This window comes from Alteromonas sp. a30 (assembly GCF_026788005.1).
Taxonomy (GTDB): Bacteria; Pseudomonadota; Gammaproteobacteria; order Enterobacterales; family Alteromonadaceae; genus Paraneptunicella.
The window spans coordinates 82771-102730 of sequence record NZ_JABEPE010000007.1 but is presented as its reverse complement, the minus strand read 5'-3'; the positions used below and the strand labels follow the sequence as shown (position 1 = coordinate 102730).

The 19960-nt window shown below is 43.5% G+C and carries 17 protein-coding genes; 7 read left to right on the top strand and 10 right to left on the bottom strand.

What is annotated here, in order from left to right; all coding sequences use genetic code 11:
* Positions 1-13: 13 nt before the first annotated feature.
* Positions 14-142, top strand: coding sequence for a hypothetical protein (locus HJG39_RS08890; RefSeq protein ID WP_268408581.1), 129 nt, complete (start codon positions 14-16; stop codon positions 140-142).
* A 35-nt stretch (positions 143-177) separates the two neighbouring features.
* On the opposite strand, the gene HJG39_RS08885 is transcribed toward HJG39_RS08890, so the two are convergent.
* Positions 178-1593: a cytochrome-c peroxidase gene (locus HJG39_RS08885; protein ID WP_268408580.1), complete on the bottom strand. Its 1416-nt coding sequence runs from the start codon at positions 1591-1593 to the stop codon at positions 178-180.
* Between the two features lie 750 nt (positions 1594-2343).
* On the opposite strand from HJG39_RS08885, the gene HJG39_RS08880 reads away from it, so the two are divergent.
* Positions 2344-3108, top strand: a complete 765-nt coding sequence (locus HJG39_RS08880) for a hypothetical protein (protein WP_268408578.1) — start codon at positions 2344-2346, stop codon at positions 3106-3108.
* Between the two features lie 80 nt (positions 3109-3188).
* Here the strand turns inward: HJG39_RS08880 and HJG39_RS08875 are convergent, their stop codons facing one another.
* From HJG39_RS08875 to HJG39_RS08855, 5 genes are all read right to left on the bottom strand, one after another.
* Complete coding sequence (locus HJG39_RS08875; protein ID WP_268408577.1) at positions 3189-6302, bottom strand: efflux RND transporter permease subunit; 3114 nt, start codon at positions 6300-6302, stop codon at positions 3189-3191.
* A gap of 24 nt (positions 6303-6326) precedes the next feature.
* On the bottom strand, positions 6327-7604 hold the full coding sequence (locus HJG39_RS08870; protein WP_268408576.1) for an efflux RND transporter periplasmic adaptor subunit: 1278 nt from the start codon (positions 7602-7604) through the stop codon (positions 6327-6329).
* A gap of 8 nt (positions 7605-7612) precedes the next feature.
* Entirely contained in the window at positions 7613-8935 is a 1323-nt protein-coding gene (locus tag HJG39_RS08865) for a TolC family protein (RefSeq protein ID WP_268408575.1), read from the bottom strand.
* A gap of 155 nt (positions 8936-9090) precedes the next feature.
* Positions 9091-10101 (bottom strand): M56 family metallopeptidase, encoded by a 1011-nt coding sequence (locus tag HJG39_RS08860; RefSeq protein WP_268408573.1) that lies wholly within the window; start codon positions 10099-10101, stop codon positions 9091-9093.
* Position 10102: 1 nt separating this feature from the next.
* A complete protein-coding gene (locus HJG39_RS08855; protein ID WP_268408572.1) occupies positions 10103-10489 on the bottom strand; it encodes a BlaI/MecI/CopY family transcriptional regulator in 387 nt (128 codons plus the stop codon).
* A 243-nt stretch (positions 10490-10732) separates the two neighbouring features.
* On the opposite strand from HJG39_RS08855, the gene HJG39_RS08850 reads away from it, so the two are divergent.
* From HJG39_RS08850 to HJG39_RS08835, 4 genes are all read left to right on the top strand, one after another.
* Positions 10733-11209, top strand: a complete 477-nt coding sequence (locus HJG39_RS08850; RefSeq protein ID WP_268408571.1) for a DUF2489 domain-containing protein — start codon at positions 10733-10735, stop codon at positions 11207-11209.
* A 195-nt stretch (positions 11210-11404) separates the two neighbouring features.
* Positions 11405-11893 carry an acyl-CoA thioesterase gene (locus tag HJG39_RS08845; protein WP_268408570.1) on the top strand — a complete coding sequence of 163 codons (489 nt, stop codon included), beginning with the start codon at positions 11405-11407 and terminating at the stop codon, positions 11891-11893.
* A gap of 90 nt (positions 11894-11983) precedes the next feature.
* Positions 11984-12574, top strand: a complete 591-nt coding sequence (locus tag HJG39_RS08840; protein ID WP_268408569.1) for a carboxymuconolactone decarboxylase family protein — start codon at positions 11984-11986, stop codon at positions 12572-12574.
* 70 nt (positions 12575-12644) lie between these two features.
* On the top strand, positions 12645-14015 hold the full coding sequence (locus HJG39_RS08835) for a sodium-dependent transporter (RefSeq protein WP_268408568.1): 1371 nt from the start codon (positions 12645-12647) through the stop codon (positions 14013-14015).
* A gap of 78 nt (positions 14016-14093) precedes the next feature.
* Here HJG39_RS08835 and HJG39_RS08830 read toward each other — a convergent pair whose 3' ends face one another.
* From HJG39_RS08830 to acuR, 4 genes are all read right to left on the bottom strand, one after another.
* Positions 14094-14960 carry a mechanosensitive ion channel family protein gene (locus tag HJG39_RS08830; RefSeq protein ID WP_268408566.1) on the bottom strand — a complete coding sequence of 289 codons (867 nt, stop codon included), beginning with the start codon at positions 14958-14960 and terminating at the stop codon, positions 14094-14096.
* A gap of 167 nt (positions 14961-15127) precedes the next feature.
* A complete protein-coding gene (locus HJG39_RS08825; protein ID WP_268408565.1) occupies positions 15128-16891 on the bottom strand; it encodes a PAS domain-containing methyl-accepting chemotaxis protein in 1764 nt (587 codons plus the stop codon).
* 337 nt (positions 16892-17228) lie between these two features.
* Positions 17229-18212 carry an acrylyl-CoA reductase (NADPH) gene (gene acuI / locus HJG39_RS08820; RefSeq protein ID WP_268408564.1) on the bottom strand — a complete coding sequence of 328 codons (984 nt, stop codon included), beginning with the start codon at positions 18210-18212 and terminating at the stop codon, positions 17229-17231.
* A gap of 68 nt (positions 18213-18280) precedes the next feature.
* Positions 18281-18919 (bottom strand): acrylate utilization transcriptional regulator AcuR, encoded by a 639-nt coding sequence (gene acuR / locus HJG39_RS08815; RefSeq protein WP_268408563.1) that lies wholly within the window; start codon positions 18917-18919, stop codon positions 18281-18283.
* 200 nt (positions 18920-19119) lie between these two features.
* On the opposite strand from acuR, the gene HJG39_RS08810 reads away from it, so the two are divergent.
* Positions 19120-19884 carry a haloacid dehalogenase type II gene (locus tag HJG39_RS08810; RefSeq protein WP_268408562.1) on the top strand — a complete coding sequence of 255 codons (765 nt, stop codon included), beginning with the start codon at positions 19120-19122 and terminating at the stop codon, positions 19882-19884.
* Positions 19885-19960 lie beyond the last annotated feature (76 nt).

The window sequence follows — 19960 nt, the reverse complement described above, 5'->3', positions numbered from 1 at the left end:
ACCAAGCTAAGCAATGATGATAATAGCTCAACCTCGGTTGGGCTTTTTTATTGCTCGAGCATTAGGGCGTGTTGATGTTGCCGTAGCTAGCTGGACTGACGAAGCTGTAGCAAAGAGGGCGAGGAAAAAAGCAGGGGTTTAAAAAACCTCCCACTCCAAAGAGCGGGAGGTTAGGTATTAACAGCCTAAGTCAATTTTCGCTTGCGCGTCATTAACAGGCGAACACTGACCAGAAGGCAATGATTCTGGTACATAACGTGTTAAGTTTGGATCGTATAACGCTTCTTCTAGGAAAACAGTAATGAGATCAATCTCTTCATCTGTTAAACCAAGCGGAACGAAACGAGGGTCCAACGTTCCTTCAGGAAGCACTTTTTGCGGTACAGCTGCGTTTTTATAAGCAACCACATCACGAACATTGTCGAATGAACCACCGTGACCAAAAATATTAGTATCGGTTAAGTTATACAACGTTGGTACTTTGAACTTAAAGAAATCCTCTTCTTCGCCAGTAAAGCCACCACGACCACGCGCATCAGCTATACCAACGCCACCGGTTACGGCTGGGTTGTTTACATCAAAATCTTCAAAACCTAAGGCAAAGAACATTTCATCTTCTGTTGAGCCTACAGGCGAGTTCAAGCCCGGACCATTATGACAATCGGCACAACCCGCTTTACCAAAGAACAAAGTTGCACCTTGCATTTGTGCTTCTGTCATGGCATCAGCTTCACCGTTCAACCATTTTTGGAACGGTGCTTCGTTGGCAAGAACAGTACGCTCAAACGCGGCCATTGCTTTACCGGCATCTTCCAAATGATCGCCAGCACTATTCGGGAAGGCAGCATCAAATAAGGCGATGTATTCTTCGTTAGTTTGCAAAATGGAATCATTAAATGTTCTTAAACGGTGAACGCCCGTACCAGCAACCGCTTGAATTTCAAGACCTGCTAATTCACGAACGTTTTCAGCTTTAGGTGTACCCGGCGTTGCAAGAACGTTGTCTTCTAAGCCAACGTTCACTACACCATTTACCGCATTACCGAACTGACCATTCCACAACATAACCTCTTGGTACGCGGTGTTTAGGATAGTTGGCGAAGTGAAAGGCTGCACGTCTGGCACAAGTGTTGGGTCAGCAGAAGCTTTATCGAAGTTCGCAGCAAGCACACGACCTTCCCCTTTCTCACCAAAGCCAGAGCCACCTTCACCGATACCTTGCAACACACCTGACTTAAAGCCAGCCGCAGCATGGTGACAACTTGCACAAGACCAAGTGCCGTTAAGGTTGCCATTAACACCTTCCGTAGCAAGCGCTGTTTCATGGAATAACAACTTACCTAAAGCGACTTTTTCAGCCGTAAGTGGGTTGCTTGGATCTTGAGGAATGTTGTCGAAGTCGTCACTCGCTGGCAATGTGAAAGCCGCTGCTCCCCCTAAACCATCAAGCGTGTTTGTTAGGATTTCCGCTGCTGTCGGCTCTGCCGGCGGCGGTGGCGGTGGTGGATCGACAGGCAAATTATTGTTGTCGCTACCACAACTAGCGAGCACGAAGGCCGCACCCACCAGAGTAAGCTTTTTCATCATTGGCATTATTAACTACCCCCAATTAAATAAACGGTAAATAAGTTATGACTAAAACCTTTTTACAAGATAATAGTTATTTCTAAATCAGCATTTTACCCAGGTAAATTTATAACCCTTGGTTTTGCGAGGATACCAGTAACGGGAAATAATCTCCACCAATAATCACGAAGATTTCACGATGAACAGATTGAATTGAATTAGTTAACCCATTTCCTTATAGCGACATCCTAACCATGTTAGGTTACTCCTAAACCACGTCCTTTATAAACCATACCTTAACCATGTTAAAGGCATAATTTAATTAATATTTTCTTCCGTGAACCAGATCTCAAACTTTTTGAGAATCGTTATATATACCATTTGTTAACTTAGAAAATATACTACCCATTAGTCTAGTATTTTTCTTATGCATATTAACTAAACAACCCGTGTGATGTGATTTTTTTGTGATATACACGATTAATTTACAAACAATATCATACAGCTAAATTTAGGCCATAAATATAGCTTCAACAATGTTTTTATATTGACTAATTCTTAAATCCGGTAATGAAAAATCCCAAAACATGGCAAAAAATTTGTAATACGAGAAAAAGTGGTAGGTTGAAAAAACATTATGCTCAAGCTAGATGCGAATTTATCAGACTAATAATTTACTAGACATTCATGCAAGGTAAGGCAAAATACCGAATCTAAAAAGCATCACACAAAGCGCGACCATTGTTATTGGCTTGTCACATTTTCAAACATAAACTGATGAATGCTCAAACCCCTTACCCCCTCGCACAACCTCACGATCCACTTCACGAAGTTTTACCCAATATTTATCGGGTTAGAGGGTCAGTCTCGGTTCGCGCCCCTTTTATCAAATACGGGCCTTTAACGCTGTCCTTTAGTCGCAACATGTATGTTGTAAAGGATCATGACGATTTAACCTTGATTAACTCTGTCAGATTAAATGAAGCAGGTATGGCGCGTTTGTCCGCGCTGGGGAAAATCAAAAATGTGATACGCCTTGCAGGCTTTCACGGTATGGACGACCCGTTTTATCGCTCCCAATACGGCGCAACCGTATACTCGGTTGATGCCCCCTACACCAAAGGCATGAGCAAAGCCCCTAAACCGGGTGATATTTACTTTCAACCCGATGTGGTGTTAACGCCAGATTCACCGCTCCCTATCAAAAATGCACTTTACACCGAGATTCGTTCGGCAACGCCAAAAGATGGCTTACTGATTCTACATCGAGATAAAAACATCATGATTTCAGGAGACAGTTTCCAACATTGGCCCAAGCCCGACCCGCTTTTCAATGTCACCGCGAAAATTCTAATGCGTCTTGCTGGTTTTTTTAAAGAAACCAGTATTGGGCCGGGCTGGCGCAATTATGCTAAGCCCGATATTCAAGAATTGATTCATATTGCCAATACAGAATTTGATTGCTTACTACCGGGACACGGCGAGCCAGTGCTCAAAGACGCTAGTCAACGTTTCTTGCAACGTTTACAGAAAATGCGTTAACCATCCGCAAACAGCAAATAAGAAACGCGATGAAAGGGGAAGATGAGCCGACAAACTTTCCTTTATCGGCCCAGAGGTTGCTATTCTACCTGTGCTTTATGAAATAACCGATAAAGCGCGGGCACAACAAACAAGGTTAACAAGGTGGATGAAATCACGCCGCCAATCACCACCGTTGCCAGTGGTCTTTGCACTTCTGAGCCAATTCCAGTATTCAACGCCATTGGCACAAATCCCAGTGACGCCACCAATGCGGTAGTCAGTACCGGCCTTAACCGTGATAACGCGCCTTGAATAATGGCGGTTTCTAGCGCCAAATTGCCAGCTCTTAAAGAACGAATAAAAGACACCATCACCAAACCGTTTAAAATCGCGATACCAGACAGCGCAATAAAACCAACCGCCGCAGAAATGGAGAAGGGAATATCTCGCAACCATAACGCCAACACGCCGCCAGTAAGGGCTAATGGCACGCCGGTGAAAATGATCACTGCATCTTTTAATGAGCCTAGTGCCAGTAACAACAATCCAATAATAAGCACCAAGGTAATGGGCACCACAATGCTTAATCGCGCTGATGCCGATTGCAATTTCTCGTATGTGCCGCCGTATTCAACCCAGTATCCCGGCGGAATATTCACTTTGGTATTAATGACGTGTTGAATGTCCTGAACAAAGCTGCCCAAATCACGTTCCCTTACATTTGCAGTCACAACGATTCGACGCTTACCATTCTCGCGATTCACTTGGTTGGCACTATTGACGTGCTCAATGCCCGCTAACTCCTGCAACGGCACATAACCACCATCCGGCAATGCGATAGGTAAGCGCGACAAGCTGCGAACATCCTGACGCATGTGTTCAGGCAAACGCACCACAATATCAAAACGTTTATCGCCTTCATAAAATTTGCCTACTTGTTCACCGCCAATAGCCACTGCCACTTGTTGTTGCAACTCCGTGGTGCTTAAGCTGTATAGCGCTAGCATGGTTTCTTTAGGGATTAAGGTTAAAATAGGCAATCCACTAATTTGCTCCACTTGAATATCGCGAATGCCTTGTACACTTGAAATGGCCTGACCTATTTCGGCGCCAACGCGAGCCAACATGTCAAAATCATCACCAAAAAGTTTAATTGCCAGCTCAGAGCGCACACCCGCGAGCAATTCATTAAAACGCATTTGAATCGGCTGTAAGAACTCATAACGATTTCCCGGGACTTGATTCACTATCGTTTCAATATCTTTGACTACCTGAACTTTTAGTTTATCCGGTTGCGGCCACTGTTCACGGGGTTTAAGGATGATAAAAGTATCGGCGACGCTCGGCGGCATAGGATCGGTTGCGACATCCGGCGTGCCAATTTTCGAAAACACACGCGCCACTTCCGGCACTTCTTTAATCTTTGACTCCAAAACGGTTTGCATTTGAATGGATTGTGTAAGCGATGTACCCGGAATACGTAGCGCATGCATGGCAATATCACCTTCATCCAAGTTGGGCGCAAATTCACTGCCTAAGTTAGCGCTTAGCGCAACAGTGCCTATCACTAACGCTGCGGCAACGCTTACCACCAACCATCGCGCTTTAATGACAAAACGCAATATTGGCTGATACAGTGCCCCACTAGCTCTCATGATGGCGTTCTCTTTTTCTACCACGGGCTTTTTAAACATCAGTGCAATCATGGCTGGCACAAAAGTGATCGATAGAATCATGGCACTAACCAACGCCATCACCACGGTAATCGCCATTGGATGGAACATTTTTCCCTCCACGCCAGACAACGTGAAAATAGGCAGGTATACGGCGGTGATAATAAACACGCCAAATAATGCTGGACGAATCACTTCTTGGGTGGCTTCAAACACCAAATTCAAACGTGTACTTAACGGCAATGTCTCCGTTTTGCCTTCTCTAGCTTCGTCGCTCAAGCGCCGCAGACAATTCTCTACAATAATAATGGCACCATCGACTAATAAGCCAAAGTCTAGTGCGCCAAGACTCATTAAGTTGGCAGAAGTGCGGGTTTGCACCATGCCTGTCATGGTCATGAGCATGGCAAAAGGGATAACCGCTGCCGTTAACAATGCAGCGCGCACATTACCCAATAACAAAAACAAAATAACAATAACCAGTAACGCCCCTTCAATTAAATTGGTTTTCACCGTATCAAGGGTTTTGTCCACCAGCTTAGTGCGGTCATAAACCGGATTGAGAGTGACGCCCTGTGGCAAGCTGGCACGGATAGTCTGCAAGCGTTGTCCTACCTCTTTTGCCACTTTCTGGCTGTTTTCGCCAATCAGCATAAACACCGTACTGAGTACCACTTCGCGACCATTCTGCGTTGCGGCTCCCGAACGCAATTCTTTACCTTCACCAATTTGAGCAACATCCCCGACTCGTAAAATTTGTCCGGTTTGAGTCTTCAACGGCACTTGCGCAATTTGGTTTAAGTCACTCAACTGCCCCGGAACTCGCACTAAATATTGCGAACCGTTTTGCTCAATAAACCCTGCGCCTTGATTTTGATTATGCTGCCGTAGTGCCTGCATCACGTTTTCTTGGGTGAGGCCAAATTGCAATAGTTTTTCAGGTAAAAGCGCCACTAGAATTTCCCGCTTAAATCCACCTGTAGGATTGACCTCAACCACACCTTCCACTTGCATAAGTTGAGGCCGAATAATCCAATCATGTGCGGTGCGTAGTTGAGTCGGTGTAATGGGGGAACCATCGGGGTTCGTAGCACCGGGAATAACATCCACTGTAAACATGAAGATTTCACCTAAACCAGTGGCAACAGGGCCAAGCATAGGCTCTATCCCCATAGGCAATTCCGACTTTGCCGCGCTAAGGCGTTCACTAATGAGCTGTCGTGCAAAATAGATGTCGGTATCGTCGCTGAATATGGCAATCACCTGAGACAAACCATAACGTGAAATTGAGCGCGTATAGGTTAAGTTGGGCAATCCTGCCAGCGCTGTTTCTAACGGGTAGGTAATGCGCTGCTCCACCTCTAATGGCGTGTAACCCGGCGCTTCAGCGTTGATCATTACCTGTACATTTGTGATGTCTGGCACCGCATCAATAGGCAATTTTGTGAAGTTGTACAATCCCAAACCCGCCAGCGCAAACACCAAAACCAGCACTAGCCGTCGGCGCATGATCGCAAACGTTAATATCTTATCTAACATAGCTTTTCCTTTTTGCGATCTGAATTAATGGTCATGAGCTGCGCCGGACTTTTCGATGTCGGCCTTAATCAAGTAGCTATTTTCAGTAACATATTGAGTATTCGCATCAATACCACTTAGCACTTCTATCCATTCACCCGATCGACGCCCTAACTCCAACATCCGTACCTCATAAGTTTCCCCCACGCGCGCATATACCACGGTAAAATCGCGGAATGACTGCAAGGCTTTGGTTTTCACTGCTAAATCAACTGGATACTGGGCGGTTTCAATTTCTGCGCGAATAAATTGTCCGGCTTTAAAGTCACCTTCTTTGTTATTGATTTTTGCTCGAAAGATTAGCGCCTGCTGAGCATTCACTTGGGTGAGTACATCAACAATACGACTCTCGACAAAAGTCGGGGTGGCTCCTGCTCCCTGCGCCTGCGCTGGTTGCGGTAAGGCAATACGCACAGGATTGCCAATATCAATATGAACAGCATCCATTGGGTACACACTAAGTTCAACGTAAAGCTCATCCATATTGGTGATAGTAAGTAGTGATTGCTCACTTGCTTGCTCTCCGTTGCCAGCCTCTAAAAAAGTAATTACACCTGAAATCGGTGCCTTAATAACGTAGTTCTGCAAGCTTTCATTACTTTGCACAATAACCAGCACCTGACCTTTTTCTACCTTTTGACCTAAGCCCACTTTCACCGACCGAATTTCACCGGGAAAGCGTGCGCTCACATGACGCATGGATGCTGGTGGAACGGTCAGTTTTCCGTAAACCGTTACTCGCTCAATGAAGTTTTTCGGCCCAACCAATGCGGTTTCAACGCCCATGCTTTGCGCCATATCCGAAGCTATGCGAGTGCGGCCTTCAAAATTATCATATTCCCATTGATAATCTTTACCCTGATAGCGAGCACTCACTTTCACTTGAAATGAATGCGGTTCATATACCGTCTGTTCTCCTTTAAGAAAGTCGCCAACAGACGTAAACGAAATTTCCTCAATTTGGTTGCCCAGTCGAATCAATGTCATGCTTAACGAGACTTGCTCTGGGGGTAAGGGTTTACCTTTAACACTAGGGTAAACTCGCCATTCAGGTGAAGTGCCTTGCTCAAAAATTTTCAGTTCTAAAGCAAAATCTTGATCTGTTAACAGGCGTCCATTGTGTACACCTTTCTCGAAAGCATCCGCTTGCATTGCATGACCATGCCCGCCACTCGCTAACGCGAATAAGCTGAACATTGAACATAAAAACAGTATCGTGGTTTGGGTGATAAAAAAGGAAATTCTGCGTTGTCGATTCATCATGATTGTACTCACTGGGAAATGGACGCGCCCGTTAGGCGCTCAAGTTCGATGTTGATAAATTGCATGTTGGCATAGGCAAGGATCAGCTCATCTTGAGCATCGATCAGCTCTTGCTGAATGGCGTACCAATCTGTATAGCGGTAGTTACCAATTTGATACGCTTGCTGCGCTTTACGTTCAGCACTCTCAAGCGCGGGAATGACTTCATTGGATAAGCTATCAACCACATGATGGTTATGCTCCAAGCGATGTATAAGCAATAACACTTGAGTTTCTAAACGTTGATATAGCGCTTCAGACTCAGCCTGCTGCTGTTGTTTTCCTGCTTGCAGTGCGCGTATTTTTCCTTGATTTCGATTCTCAACACCAAATGGAATCGACAAGCGAGCAACAAACCCAACATCATCGTTTGCCTCATTCCTGCGAATGCCTGCCGTTACCCGCCAAGATGGCACTGCCGACACCTTCGCTAAGCTTATTTCCGCCTCTGCCACTCGTTGCTGAGTTGCGAAATAACGTAATTTGGGGTTCGATTTGAGCTTGTCATAAGCTGACTCAAGTTGAGTCATATTGGGGATATTGTCTAAAGACCCAATCGCCACAAAGTGGCTACTTCCGTGCCACTGAGCAGCAAGTTGCTCCTTGCTTGCTTCTATTTCATGCAACAGGTCTTCTACTACTAATGATTTTTTTGATAGGTATGCAGTTGCCCGCAGTTCGTCAATTGCATTCAATTTACCTACTCGAACGCGTTTCTCAATTTCCGCTAACATTTTGCGAGCCTGAGATTGTGCGAGTTTGGCTAATTGCAGCTCTTGTTTTTGCGACAATAACGTAATAAAAATAGTGGCGGTTTCTGCTGCTAAATCTAAAGCGTTAATTTGTTTTTGCAGATGAGCTAACTCCGCTTTTTGTGTTGCTACGCCGACTTGAGATTGCAATAGTTTATGCTCTAACAACCACATTAAACTCAGCGTGGTTTGCATCCGAGAAATACCAGAATAAACGCCTGTTCCCAAAGCGTCTTCAACTTCGATATCCATACTTAACGGCGTACCAACAGCGGCCTGCTGTACATATCCTTGTGCGGCGTCTTGCATAAAGCCATAAGCGCGCATTTCGGGATGCTGTGCTAATGTTTTTTGCACAGCTTGCGTCAACGTCAGCGTATCTTGTTGCGTCGCCTGCTCTTGGGCCGCTCCCACTTGAAAAGCCATAATCAATAAGGACCCAGACAACAATGTGCTTGTCGCCCACTTTCTTTTTTCTATTACAGCGCTAAGAAACCGAGAGATAATCGGTTTTCCCTTGGTGCGCAATGTCAGAGGCATAAAGCCTTCCCCCTCATATCAAACACGATGGGCTCGTTTGTACCATCCAGTTATTAAGAATTACTTATTAAAAACCGATTGATGCTCGGTTCTTTTCTTCTAAAAAAGCTTCCTGAGAAGCTATTTCGCACTTTTACGTAAAAAGCCATCCGGCGTTAATGCTTGAACAAGGCTTCCATTAAGTACAAAACGCCATCAACCGAGGGCAATGACACACTTAGGATTAACAACATAAATAATGACGTAAAGCGCTTACTAATGGGCTGTAATTCTAATTTACCCAACAAAAAGTAAACCCGTTGTTGCAACATGTCGTCGGCAAAATTGGCCACCAACTCGGAATATTGCATAGGTGTGGCGGTAATATTTAAGCGTGCAACTTTCACTAATGTACGTGCCATAAATGTAGGCTCAACATCTTGTTTAATCACTTGTGCATCCGCTTCTTGTTCTGTGCTTAATGTCATCAACATACGCAAACGTAACGCGAGTACAGGAATGAAAAACGCAGTTAAGAAGCTATATATCCACTTTTTAATGGGATCATTGGCACGTAAATGTGCATCTTCATGCAACAAAATGGCGCGTTGTTCATCGGGAGATGTGTGTGCTAACAACCCTGAACTGATAAAAGTATGCTTCTTAAAAAAACCTGTAGTAAAAGCAAAAGCATTGGCAGATTGCACCACCAAAATACCATCAGAAGAAGAACGACTCTGTTGTAATAGACGTGTTAACTGTGCTCGGTGCTGCCGAAGTTCACGACTCTTTTTCAACACAACATAAGCGCAAAATGATACGGCGGTTAACAAAGCAAAACCACGCCAACTCCACCAGTGAAACTGCTGAATATGATGCAACTTCGCGCGCTCACTGTAATTAGACTCATAGTGCCAATCAATTAACATGAAGTTGTGACTATGATTAGACTGAAAAGCAATAACATCAAAGCAGCAATTTAAGAATAATAAGGCAACTAGCAAGCTAATTGTCCAAGGCGCAGAGGCCAAAAGCCATAACACCCGCTTTCTGGAAGCAATATCGCTGCGAAGCATGCTCTTCCCAAATAAGGATACAAATACGGAAATCGCAGTGCCGGAAACAGCAAACGCTAAGGTAGCAATGGCTAACATATTTAGGACGATAGCGGGATTGCCTTCAATCATGTTAGTTGTCGCCTTGCTTCAGTTTTTGACGCTGCTGTTCAATGAGAGTTTCTAACTTCGACAACTGTTCTTCGTCAAACTCCGAGGACATCGAAGAAAATGCAGCAATTAAGCTACTGTCATCATCAGCAATAAAGTCGCTAGTAATGGATTTAATCAGGTGACCAATAAGTTCGTAACGTTCTACTTTTGCTTGGTATTGAAAAGCGTGACCTGCTTTATATCGGGATAATAAACCTTTTTTGAACAACCGGTCGAGGGTGCTTTGATATGTGTTTAAGCTGCCACCACGGCGCGTTTCGAAATACGCAAAAACTTGTTTTACATCAGCAGATTCGTGCTTCCACAAATAATGTAAAACCTGCTTTTCTAAATCACCTAATTTCACTGTTTTACTACCTGATAAATAGAATTGGGTAAGACCACGGACAAAAAACCCATTGTCGATAGGTTTTATATGTTAGAGAGAGAAAAACCTATCGTCAATAGGTTTTGATAAAGTAAAAAAGTAAAACTGAAAAGCCATCCAAACGCCTCTATTTTTCGTTTACTATACATCCGCACTGATTTACGCCAAATAAATACGACGTTCAACGACACCCATCGGACGTTAACCCTTAAGAGGAATGCTATGCTGCTTTGGATTTTGCTTGCTGTTGGATTAATCATTATTGCTGGACTGGCTTGGTACGCAGGCACCTTGTTAATGCAACTTAAGCATCAAACAGAAACACAAAAGGCGATTGAAGCAGAGAACTCGCGCAAAATTGAACAACGGAATCAAAATATCGCGCAAAGCATCGACACCATTATTGCCGCCATGTTGGAGGAACAATGTGATTATTCAGAGGGCACTATTCGTTTATGTGTATTGCTGGATCATATGCACTTAGGTGAAGCAATTGACGTGCGTGTTGAATACCCAGAATTACATCGTTTCTACGATAACATTAAGCACATGGCAACGCACAAAGCGCGCGCAGACCTGCCGAAAAAAGAACGAATGAAGCAGGATGTTGAACGCCTTAAACACGAAGCAGAAAGCCAACCCATCATTAAAGAACACGAATTACCGGCGCTTAAGCGTTTTATTGCCGCCTATTTGTAGGCGGTAAGCCCATCCCAATAATTATGTGTTCCAACCTACTTTCCTTAGGTCCAGCTAAACTCATCGGTTATGGGTTAACAAATGTAATACACTTTTTTAACGAGAATAAAACTAGCCAAAAATGAGAATGTAGGCACAATAGAATGCTTGTGTAATCAAACAAAAACTATTCACATTGTTGTAGGTAAGAACATTATGAGACAGGCTCAACGAGATATCACTTTGCGCTTTTTGGCTGAGCCACAAGACGTAAACTTCGGTGGCAAGGTACACGGTGGAGCCGTCATGAAATGGATAGATCTCGCAGCTTATGCTTGTGCCGCCGGTTGGAGTGGTCAATATTGTGTAACCGCCTACGCTGGCGGTATCAATTTCATTTCCCCGATCCACGTTGGCAGCTTAGTTGAAGTTGAAGCTCAAGTTATTTACACCGGTAAATCTTCAATGCATATTGCCTTAGAAGTTAACGCATGCGACCCCAAATCCCTTAACCGCCGCCTTACGACATCTTGCATTGTGATTATGGTTGCCGTCGACCAACACGGGCATCCAGCAACGGTTCCGCAATGGGAGCCGCAAACCGAAAAAGACCAAAGGCAGCTCGAAGCAGCAGTGAAGTTAGTGGAGATCCGTAAACATATCTCCAAAGAAATGCAGATATTTTTCCAACAAGATGCCGAGTAAATCGCCCCTTGGTTTGTATCTAAAATTAAAATCCGTGTATATTCCTACTCGAAATTAAAACAACGCAAACTTTTCGATAGGAAAAACCGAATGCCTTTAGTTCAACCTTTGCCCGCCGACTCTAACCCCGAAGTAGCCGAAATGGCGAAATTCTTTAATGAAACACTTGGCTTTTGTCCTAACAGTGTTTTAACTATGATGCGCCGCCCGGCGATTGCTAAAGCCTTTATCGGCTTGAACATGGCAGTCATGGAAAACCACGGCCGCGTCACCAGCGCATTCAAACGCTTAATTGCCTATGTTTCGAGTAATGTAACAGGTTGCCGTTATTGTCAGGCGCACACTATTCGCGCGGCAGAGCGCTACGGTGCTGAGCAAGAGCAAATGGATAATGTTTGGGATTACAAAACCCACCCTTCTTTTAGCGACGCTGAGCGTGCTGCGCTCGACCTTACCGTGGCAGCCTCAAACATTCCAAACGACGTTGACCAAGCACTCATTGATGAAATGAATAAACACTGGGATGAAGGTGAAATCGTAGAAATCATGGGCGTTATCGCCTTATTCGGTTACTTAAACCGTTGGAATGATTCTATGGGCACCACTATGGAGTCCGGTGCCATTGAATCCGGTGAGAAACTGCTTTCCAACACTGACTGGGAAGTAGGCAAACACCAATAAGCCACATCCAAATGAGCGCCAGTAATGCGGTTGGCGCTTTTTCCCTTCCCCTTATCAAGGTATACCCCCTGTGCAAGATACAAGTGTGCAATGGTCCAGCAAGCGGGCTTTTCTTTATGCGGCGGTAGGTGCAGCCGTCGGTTTAGGTAATATTTGGCGCTTTCCTTACATGGCAGGTGAAAATGGTGGTGGCGCGTTTGTCTTAATTTATTTATTTTTTGTGGCTTGTTTATGTGTGCCTTTGGTTGTAACGGAACTTTACATCGGTCAACAAGGTAAGCGCAGCCCCATTGGCTCAATGCGACAACTCTGCAAGCAATATAACGTGAATCCGGTGTGGACACTGATTGGCATTAATTGCTTACTCATTAGCTTCTTAGTATTCAGTTTTTACAGTGTCATTGCTTCATGGTCGATGGACTACATCGCCAGTTATTTGTATCAAGGACAAGAGGCCATCGTCCGAGATGCTCCCGCACATTTTAAAGGCTTACTTGCCTCTCCTGAGCGTTTAATTGGCTGGCAATCGCTGTTGATATTTGCCACGGCGGCTATCGTTGCATTTGGTATTCGAGGCGGTTTAGAGAAAGCCTTAAAATTATTGGTTCCGGGACTGTTTTTTATTCTGATTTTGCTGGTTATTTTAGGGGCATTCGTTGGTGACTTTGCAGCCAGCGTTGATTTTTTACTTAAACCAGACTTTTCCAGAGTCACCGCTCAAACATGGTTGATGGCGCTGGGTCAGGCTTTTTTCTCGGTGGCGATTGGCGGCGGCTCTATGATGGTTTACGGCGCATATTTGCCAGAACCAAAAGCCAACACCGCTTCCTCATTTTCGCTAATCAAACTTGCCGTGATCATCTGCATCGCCGACACACTCGTAGCGCTACTTGCCGGATTCGCTATTTTCCCATTTGTTTTTGCTAATCATATCGACCCTCAAGCCGGAGCCGGTCTTATTTTCATTGCGTTGCCCACGGCGTTCGCCGAATTTGCAGGCGGACAATGGCTTGCCTTAACCTTTTTCGTGCTGTTAGTTTTCGCAGCCTTATCCACCACCATTGCCTTCCTCGAACCTTTAGTTGCTTACTTCAAAGAGCGTTTCGCCTTAAGCAGAGGGAAGCTAGCTTGGCTCATCAGCATTGCCATCTGGCTTGTTGGAATTTTGCAATCCTTGTCTTTTAATCACTTAAAAGATTGGCATCCACTCGCATTTTTACACTTATTTGAAAATATGAACTTGTTTTCAGTGACGGATTTATTCGCCTCAACCTTACTCTTGCCCTTCAACTGTTTGCTTATAGCGTTATTTGTGGGTTGGGTATTACTGAGAAAACAAACCGGGACACAGCCATTACCAAAGGCATGGCTATCTGTGGTGAAATACCCTGCGCCATTCGCCATTGTTGCGGTATTGGTGTTTGGCTTGCTACAGCATTAACAGCACTGCCAAAAAGCAAGCCTTAAATACAGACAAGGAAGAGAGCAACCGATGTTGCTCCACATTAGATTTAACTTATTAGGTTGCAGAGGTATCCCTTGGAGATGGCAACGCTTCTGAGGATGCCACTCCATGCTGATACAAATGCACATCGCGCTGAGGAAAAGGAATGGTAATATCTTCTTCGTCTAGTTTGAGTTTAATCTTTTCTAACATTGCGAATTTCACTGACCAGTAATCGGAGGAATTCAGCCACATCCTTACCGTGAAATTAACTGAGCTATCGGCAAGCTCACATACCGCAACAAGAGAAGAAGGTTCAGGTAATACCCGCTCTTCTTCTTCCACTAGCTGTTGCAATACTGTTTTGACCTTTTTCAGATCATCGTCGTAACTCACGCCAACTATCAGGTCTAGGCGTCTTGTTGGATTTGCAGAAAAATTCACTAAATTATCGTTGACCAATGATGCATTTGGGATCACCACGATTTTATTATCAACCGTTTTTAAGCGAGTATTGAGCATGGTAATTTTATCAACAAAGCCTGAAACACCTGCACCTTCAATGAAGTTTCCTTTTTTAAAGGGGCGTTGAGAAACCAACAAAATGCCCGCCGCAAGATTCTCTAATGATCCCTTTAACGCCAAGCCAACGGCTAAACCTGTTGCACCTAACACCGCAATCAAGGAGGTAGTATCAACACCGAGTTGATCAATAACACTGATGAATACAACGACTACAAATATGACGTACAACACCTGATTGATGAAGTTAATAGCGGCTTCATCCATCTGTTTACGTTTAAGTAAACCTTCAATGACACGCACTAATCGCTTGACTAGCCAAAGTCCAACCACCAACGTAATAACAGCGGGAAGAATACTTTCACCCCACTGCGCTAAAATATCGAGCCATTGATCGCCAAATGGATTTGAAAATGCCATATAAAACCTTTTGTCAGTATAAGAAATGAAACATGCACGTGCGTGCACTTATCACTATCTGAATGATAGCGAAAAGGAATGAAATCGCCCAGCAAGATTCGCGTGCAAGTTGCAAAAACCAGCACGCCTATTCGAAATTAAAACCATATTATGAACAACAAACCTCGTTAGCTATTCATAAACTCGGAAAGATGGTCTACATGTTCTTTGGTTTCGTTAATCAATGAACTAATTTCTTTTGCCGATTCAGTTGTGGAAAGTGCTAAATTTCGAACCTCATCTGCTACAACAGCAAAACCACGCCCAGCCTCACCTGCGCGTGCAGACTCAATGGCAGCATTCAATGCAAGTAAGTTGGTTTGATCAGAAATACCGTTAATCGTCTGAATAATATTGCCAATTCGGTCTAATACCTGTGACATAGCTCCGTGGGTCTGGACAATAACGCCGTTACGCTCGGAAACATCTGAACCATAAGCCAGCACTTTCACAAGCTTACCTTCAACATCAAATACGGGGGAAAGTGACAGCGCCAAATTGATATCTTTTCCTGAATCCACGCTAATAATCATATTTGTCATAACAACCCGCCCAGATTTCAATGCTTGCCAGTCATCATTCTCAATCCGGCTTTGAAGGTTTTGTATTATTGTATTTACCCCTGCGAGGGAGTCAGTATTAAATGATTGAATGGCAAGGTCGTTCGCATAAGAAAGCTCTCCAGAAGCCTCAAATTCAAACACCAAATTTGTACGACGAATTGCTTCTAAACGAATGTCATTTTCCAGCGCTTGTTTTTTCGATTCATCAATATTGGTTTGAATTGAAACATATTTAGATAACTGGCCTTTATCGTCGAAAACGGGGTTAATCGCTAAACTAATCCAATGTGGATCGCCCGATTTTGTGTAATTTAAGATAACCAAGTGAAACGGCGTTCTTGCTTTTAAATTTTTACGGATCTGCTCCACTGTTGCTTTATCCGTATGAGGGCCTTGAAGCACGTCTCCTGGTTTCCGACCAATGATGTCTTCCGGCTGAAAACCTGTCAGCTTGGTGAAACCGGGGTTAACATACTCAGCATATCCGTCAGCATTGGTAATGATGACAGAATTATCGGTTTCATTTGCCACTAAAGAAAGTTCAGAAAAACGCTGCTCATTTTCAACTTCTTCGGTAATATCCGTGGCAAATTTCACAATTTTAATCACTTCACCATTGGTCGAAACAATTGGATTGTATGTTGCTTCAATCCAAATACTGTCCCCATTTTTGCTAATTCGCAAATATCGTGCAGCCTGAAACTGTCCGTTACGTAGAGCCTGCCAGAATGCTTGATAGTCCTGACTTTTTTTATCTTCATCTCTGACAAATATCGAATGATGTTTGCCCACAATTTCATCTAATGTGTAGCCCAAAGTACGACAAAAGTTATCGTTCGCCGTAATGATTTGACCATTGGGTTCAAACTCAATTACCGCTTGTGATTTGGAAATAGCGTCGACTTTGCCTTCGTAATCCAATTGTTTAATTTTGTCTTCAGTGATATCGGTGGCAAATTTAATGACCTTTACTACCTTACCATGCCCATTTTTAATCGGGTTGTAAGTTGCCCTCAACCAAACAGGCTCGCCTTTGCTATTAATACGCTTAAACACGCCCTGCTTAAACTCGCCTTTTGCTAAATCTTGCCAAAACTGCCGATATTCCTGAGAATTGCGCTCTTTTTCATCAACAAACAATTTATGTTCTTGACCAATAACTTGATGTTTTTGATAACCCATGGCATTCAAAAAATTATTATTGGCATTTTCTACTTTACCGTCTGGGGTAAATTCAATAACGACCTGTGAGTGATTTAATGCCTCGATAATGGCAGCAGAGGTCTTACTATCGAATCCTGCAACTTTTCTTTTCTGAAAAAATAACATTACTAAGTTTACTCACTATTGCTTAACAAGTTTTGACAACGCTAACATCATCCCACCGATGCAATGATCCATCCTGCAACTACGGCAATATTTAATTTTGGACAATATCATTTAACGATAAAAAGTATCAGTTACTATGGTAGACGTTTTTTTGATAACTTTCTAAGCTACCAAAAATATGCTGATATTTGCCGAGGGTAACATCATATAAGCAAATAATGTTAAATGTGCATTTATTTTTCCGAGAATTTTCAAATGTATGCGTCACAAACTCAAGCACGGGTCGATGCATTATCTCCCCGGAGTCTTGAGTTTCATAAAACGTGCTTATATATGATTAGGCATTCACATCAACCACTAAACGCCCCGTTATTTTACCTTTTAGTAACGACTCTGCTGACGATATACAATCACTTAACCCGATGACTTGAGCAATAGAGTCAATATAACCATGCATATCCATATTACTCAGGCGTTCCCATGCTTCCACTCTATCAATCAGAGGACGCATCACACTGTCAATACCAAGCAAAGCCACACCTCTCAATATAAAAGGAGCAACCGTAGCTGGAAAATCCATTCCCTGCGCTAACCCACAAGCTGCAACCGCGCCACCATAACGAGTACTCGCACACACATTTGCTAACGTGGTACTGCCGACAGAATCAATTGCTCCTGCCCAGCGCTCTTTCATCAGAGGTTTGCCCGCTTCGGACAACGTAGCTCTATCAATAATTTCTGCTGCGCCTAACGATGTAAGGTAATCTGCTTGGTCCTGACTACCTGTTGATGCTAATACGCGATACCCCAGCTCGGAGAGAATTTTTACAGCCCAGCTCCCGACTCCACCTGTAGCTCCGGTCACTAAAACATCCCCACTTTCAGGGCGAAGTCCTTGCTTTTCTAGCGCAATAACGCACAGCATTGCCGTGTAACCTGCGGTGCCAATCGCCATTGCATGTTTAGGAGATATAGATTCTGGCAACGCGATCAACCAATCTCCATTCACTTTTGCCTTTTGCGCTAAACCACCAAAGTGCGTTTCTCCCACGCCATATCCATTTAATAAAACCTTATCTCCGGGCTTAAAACCTAGGTGCTCACTACTGGCTACAGTACCAACAAAATCGATGCCCGGTACCATGGGAAATTGTCGAATAACTGGCGCCTTTCCCGTTATGGCTAACGCATCTTTGTAGTTAATGGTGCTGTACGACACATCAACCAACACATCCCCTTCTGTGAGAAACGCTTCCGATTGCTCCGTGAGTTGAGTGCGATACCCTTGCTCATCTTTCTCGATTAACAATGCTTTAAACATCTTCTTCGCTCCTTAAAATTATTGATTAATTATTTTAGACTGATCGTCTATTAAATAAGAAAATTTTTTCAGCTGATTAAACTGAAAAAATTCTCGATGAAGTTATCCATTGGCGAGGTATTTTTGACGAGCTTACTTCTGCTTACAGCCCCTTCCCAACCAATCCAAAAAAATATTGCTACAGACTCACAATTCACCGTAGCGCGAATTAAATTTTGTTCAAGAGCTAACGCAAGGCATTGTTCAACTTTTTTCTGCCATTGCGCATAAACCTTATTGAGCGCTTGATGATAACTCTCTGATAAAAGTGTAATTTCTCGCTCTAAATTGCCAATTAAGCAGCCTCGTTGAAAATTGTAACGAGACATACCTTCTTTTGCATCCTGCACAAAATTATTTAATCGTTGCAGAGGTAACACCTTATCATTTAGCAAATGCGTGTCTAGTTTGTTAGCGAAAAAACGGTTGTAACTGTCTATAACCGCAAGGCCGAAGGCTTCTTTACTTTCAAAATAGTAATAGAAAGAGCCTTTAGGGACACCTGCTTGCTTTAATACCTGCTCAATGCCCGAAGACGAAAAACCAAACTCGGTAAAATAGGCTAATCCACTTTGAATTAACGCCTGTTTTGTTTCACTCAGCGAACGACCTGACTTTGAAGGCCGACCTCGTCCTCTTGGTGCATTATGTTTGTTATTTTCACTCATTATCGACTTCTAATTAAACCTTAATTCAAGCTCATATCGAACGGTATCTTAAAGCAATTACTCATTACCATTACTATAACGTTGTTATCGGATCACTTTTTTAGATGAAATGTTTTTCCATTTCAACGTTACTTGTGAAAATATGCGAACAAAATTTTTATTTCGTGTAATCATTATCAACCAAACCAAAGGGGAAATACGTGAAGCGACAGCACTTCATTATTGCTTTTTCAATCATTCTACTCACTCTATCGGGGACGCTTTCAGCCGCTCCTAAACCTTCACCCAACTTACCCAAAGTCATTTTTTTTGATGTTAATGAAACACTCTTAAATTTAGGAAATGTCGGGAAGTCTATATCCAACGCTCTGGGCGGTAGAAGCGATTTGGTGCCTTTATGGTTTCGCACGTTGTTACATTACTCTTTAGTAAGCAATGTCACCGGTGACTATCACCATTTCGGTGAAATTGGCGTCGCAGCGCTCAAAATGGTGGCGCAGCAACACAATATTCCATTAACCGACGAACAAGCAGCTAAAGCCGTTAAAACACCCTTTAGAGATTTGGCACCTCACAACGATGTTATTGAAGGTTTGAAGATCATTAAAACGCTTGATGTAAAAATGATCACGCTAACAAATTCCTCTGATGCAGGCATTGCCGCGCAACTAAAAAATGCAGATTTAACCACGTACTTTGATGGCTCACTAACCGTGCAACAACTGCAAACATTTAAACCCGATTTGCGCGTTTACCATTGGGCCACGGAGCAAATGCAAATTAAACCAGAAGAAGCAATGTTAATTGCCGCACACGCGTGGGATATTGCTGGAGCAGATAAGGCCGGATGGCAAACAGCGTTCATCCAACGTCCGGGGAAAGCCACTTATCCACTTGCTGACAAGCCTGATTTAACTGGCAACACGTTAATCGAAATTGCGAATCAGTTAAAAGCAATGCAGTAATAGTGTATTCAGGCACGTTTTTCTAAACAGTTGTGCTTAATTGTCAGTTACCTACAAAGGTTTAGCGTTTACCTTG

Coding starts and splice junctions, on each gene's coding strand:
- HJG39_RS08830 (WP_268408566.1), bottom strand. CDS start 14,960: ATGGCATTTTCAAATCCATTTGGCGATCAATGGCTCGATATTTTAGCG.
- HJG39_RS08860 (WP_268408573.1), bottom strand. CDS start 10,101: ATGATTGAAGGCAATCCCGCTATCGTCCTAAATATGTTAGCCATTGCT.
- HJG39_RS08870 (WP_268408576.1), bottom strand. CDS start 7,604: ATGATGAATCGACAACGCAGAATTTCCTTTTTTATCACCCAAACCACG.
- HJG39_RS08880 (WP_268408578.1), top strand. CDS start 2,344: ATGAATGCTCAAACCCCTTACCCCCTCGCACAACCTCACGATCCACTT.
- HJG39_RS08850 (WP_268408571.1), top strand. CDS start 10,733: ATGCTGCTTTGGATTTTGCTTGCTGTTGGATTAATCATTATTGCTGGA.
- HJG39_RS08875 (WP_268408577.1), bottom strand. CDS start 6,302: ATGTTAGATAAGATATTAACGTTTGCGATCATGCGCCGACGGCTAGTG.
- HJG39_RS08865 (WP_268408575.1), bottom strand. CDS start 8,935: ATGCCTCTGACATTGCGCACCAAGGGAAAACCGATTATCTCTCGGTTT.
- HJG39_RS08890 (WP_268408581.1), top strand. CDS start 14: ATGATGATAATAGCTCAACCTCGGTTGGGCTTTTTTATTGCTCGAGCA.
- acuR (WP_268408563.1), bottom strand. CDS start 18,919: ATGAGTGAAAATAACAAACATAATGCACCAAGAGGACGAGGTCGGCCT.
- HJG39_RS08825 (WP_268408565.1), bottom strand. CDS start 16,891: ATGTTATTTTTTCAGAAAAGAAAAGTTGCAGGATTCGATAGTAAGACC.
- HJG39_RS08885 (WP_268408580.1), bottom strand. CDS start 1,593: ATGCCAATGATGAAAAAGCTTACTCTGGTGGGTGCGGCCTTCGTGCTC.
- acuI (WP_268408564.1), bottom strand. CDS start 18,212: ATGTTTAAAGCATTGTTAATCGAGAAAGATGAGCAAGGGTATCGCACT.
- HJG39_RS08840 (WP_268408569.1), top strand. CDS start 11,984: ATGCCTTTAGTTCAACCTTTGCCCGCCGACTCTAACCCCGAAGTAGCC.
- HJG39_RS08845 (WP_268408570.1), top strand. CDS start 11,405: ATGAGACAGGCTCAACGAGATATCACTTTGCGCTTTTTGGCTGAGCCA.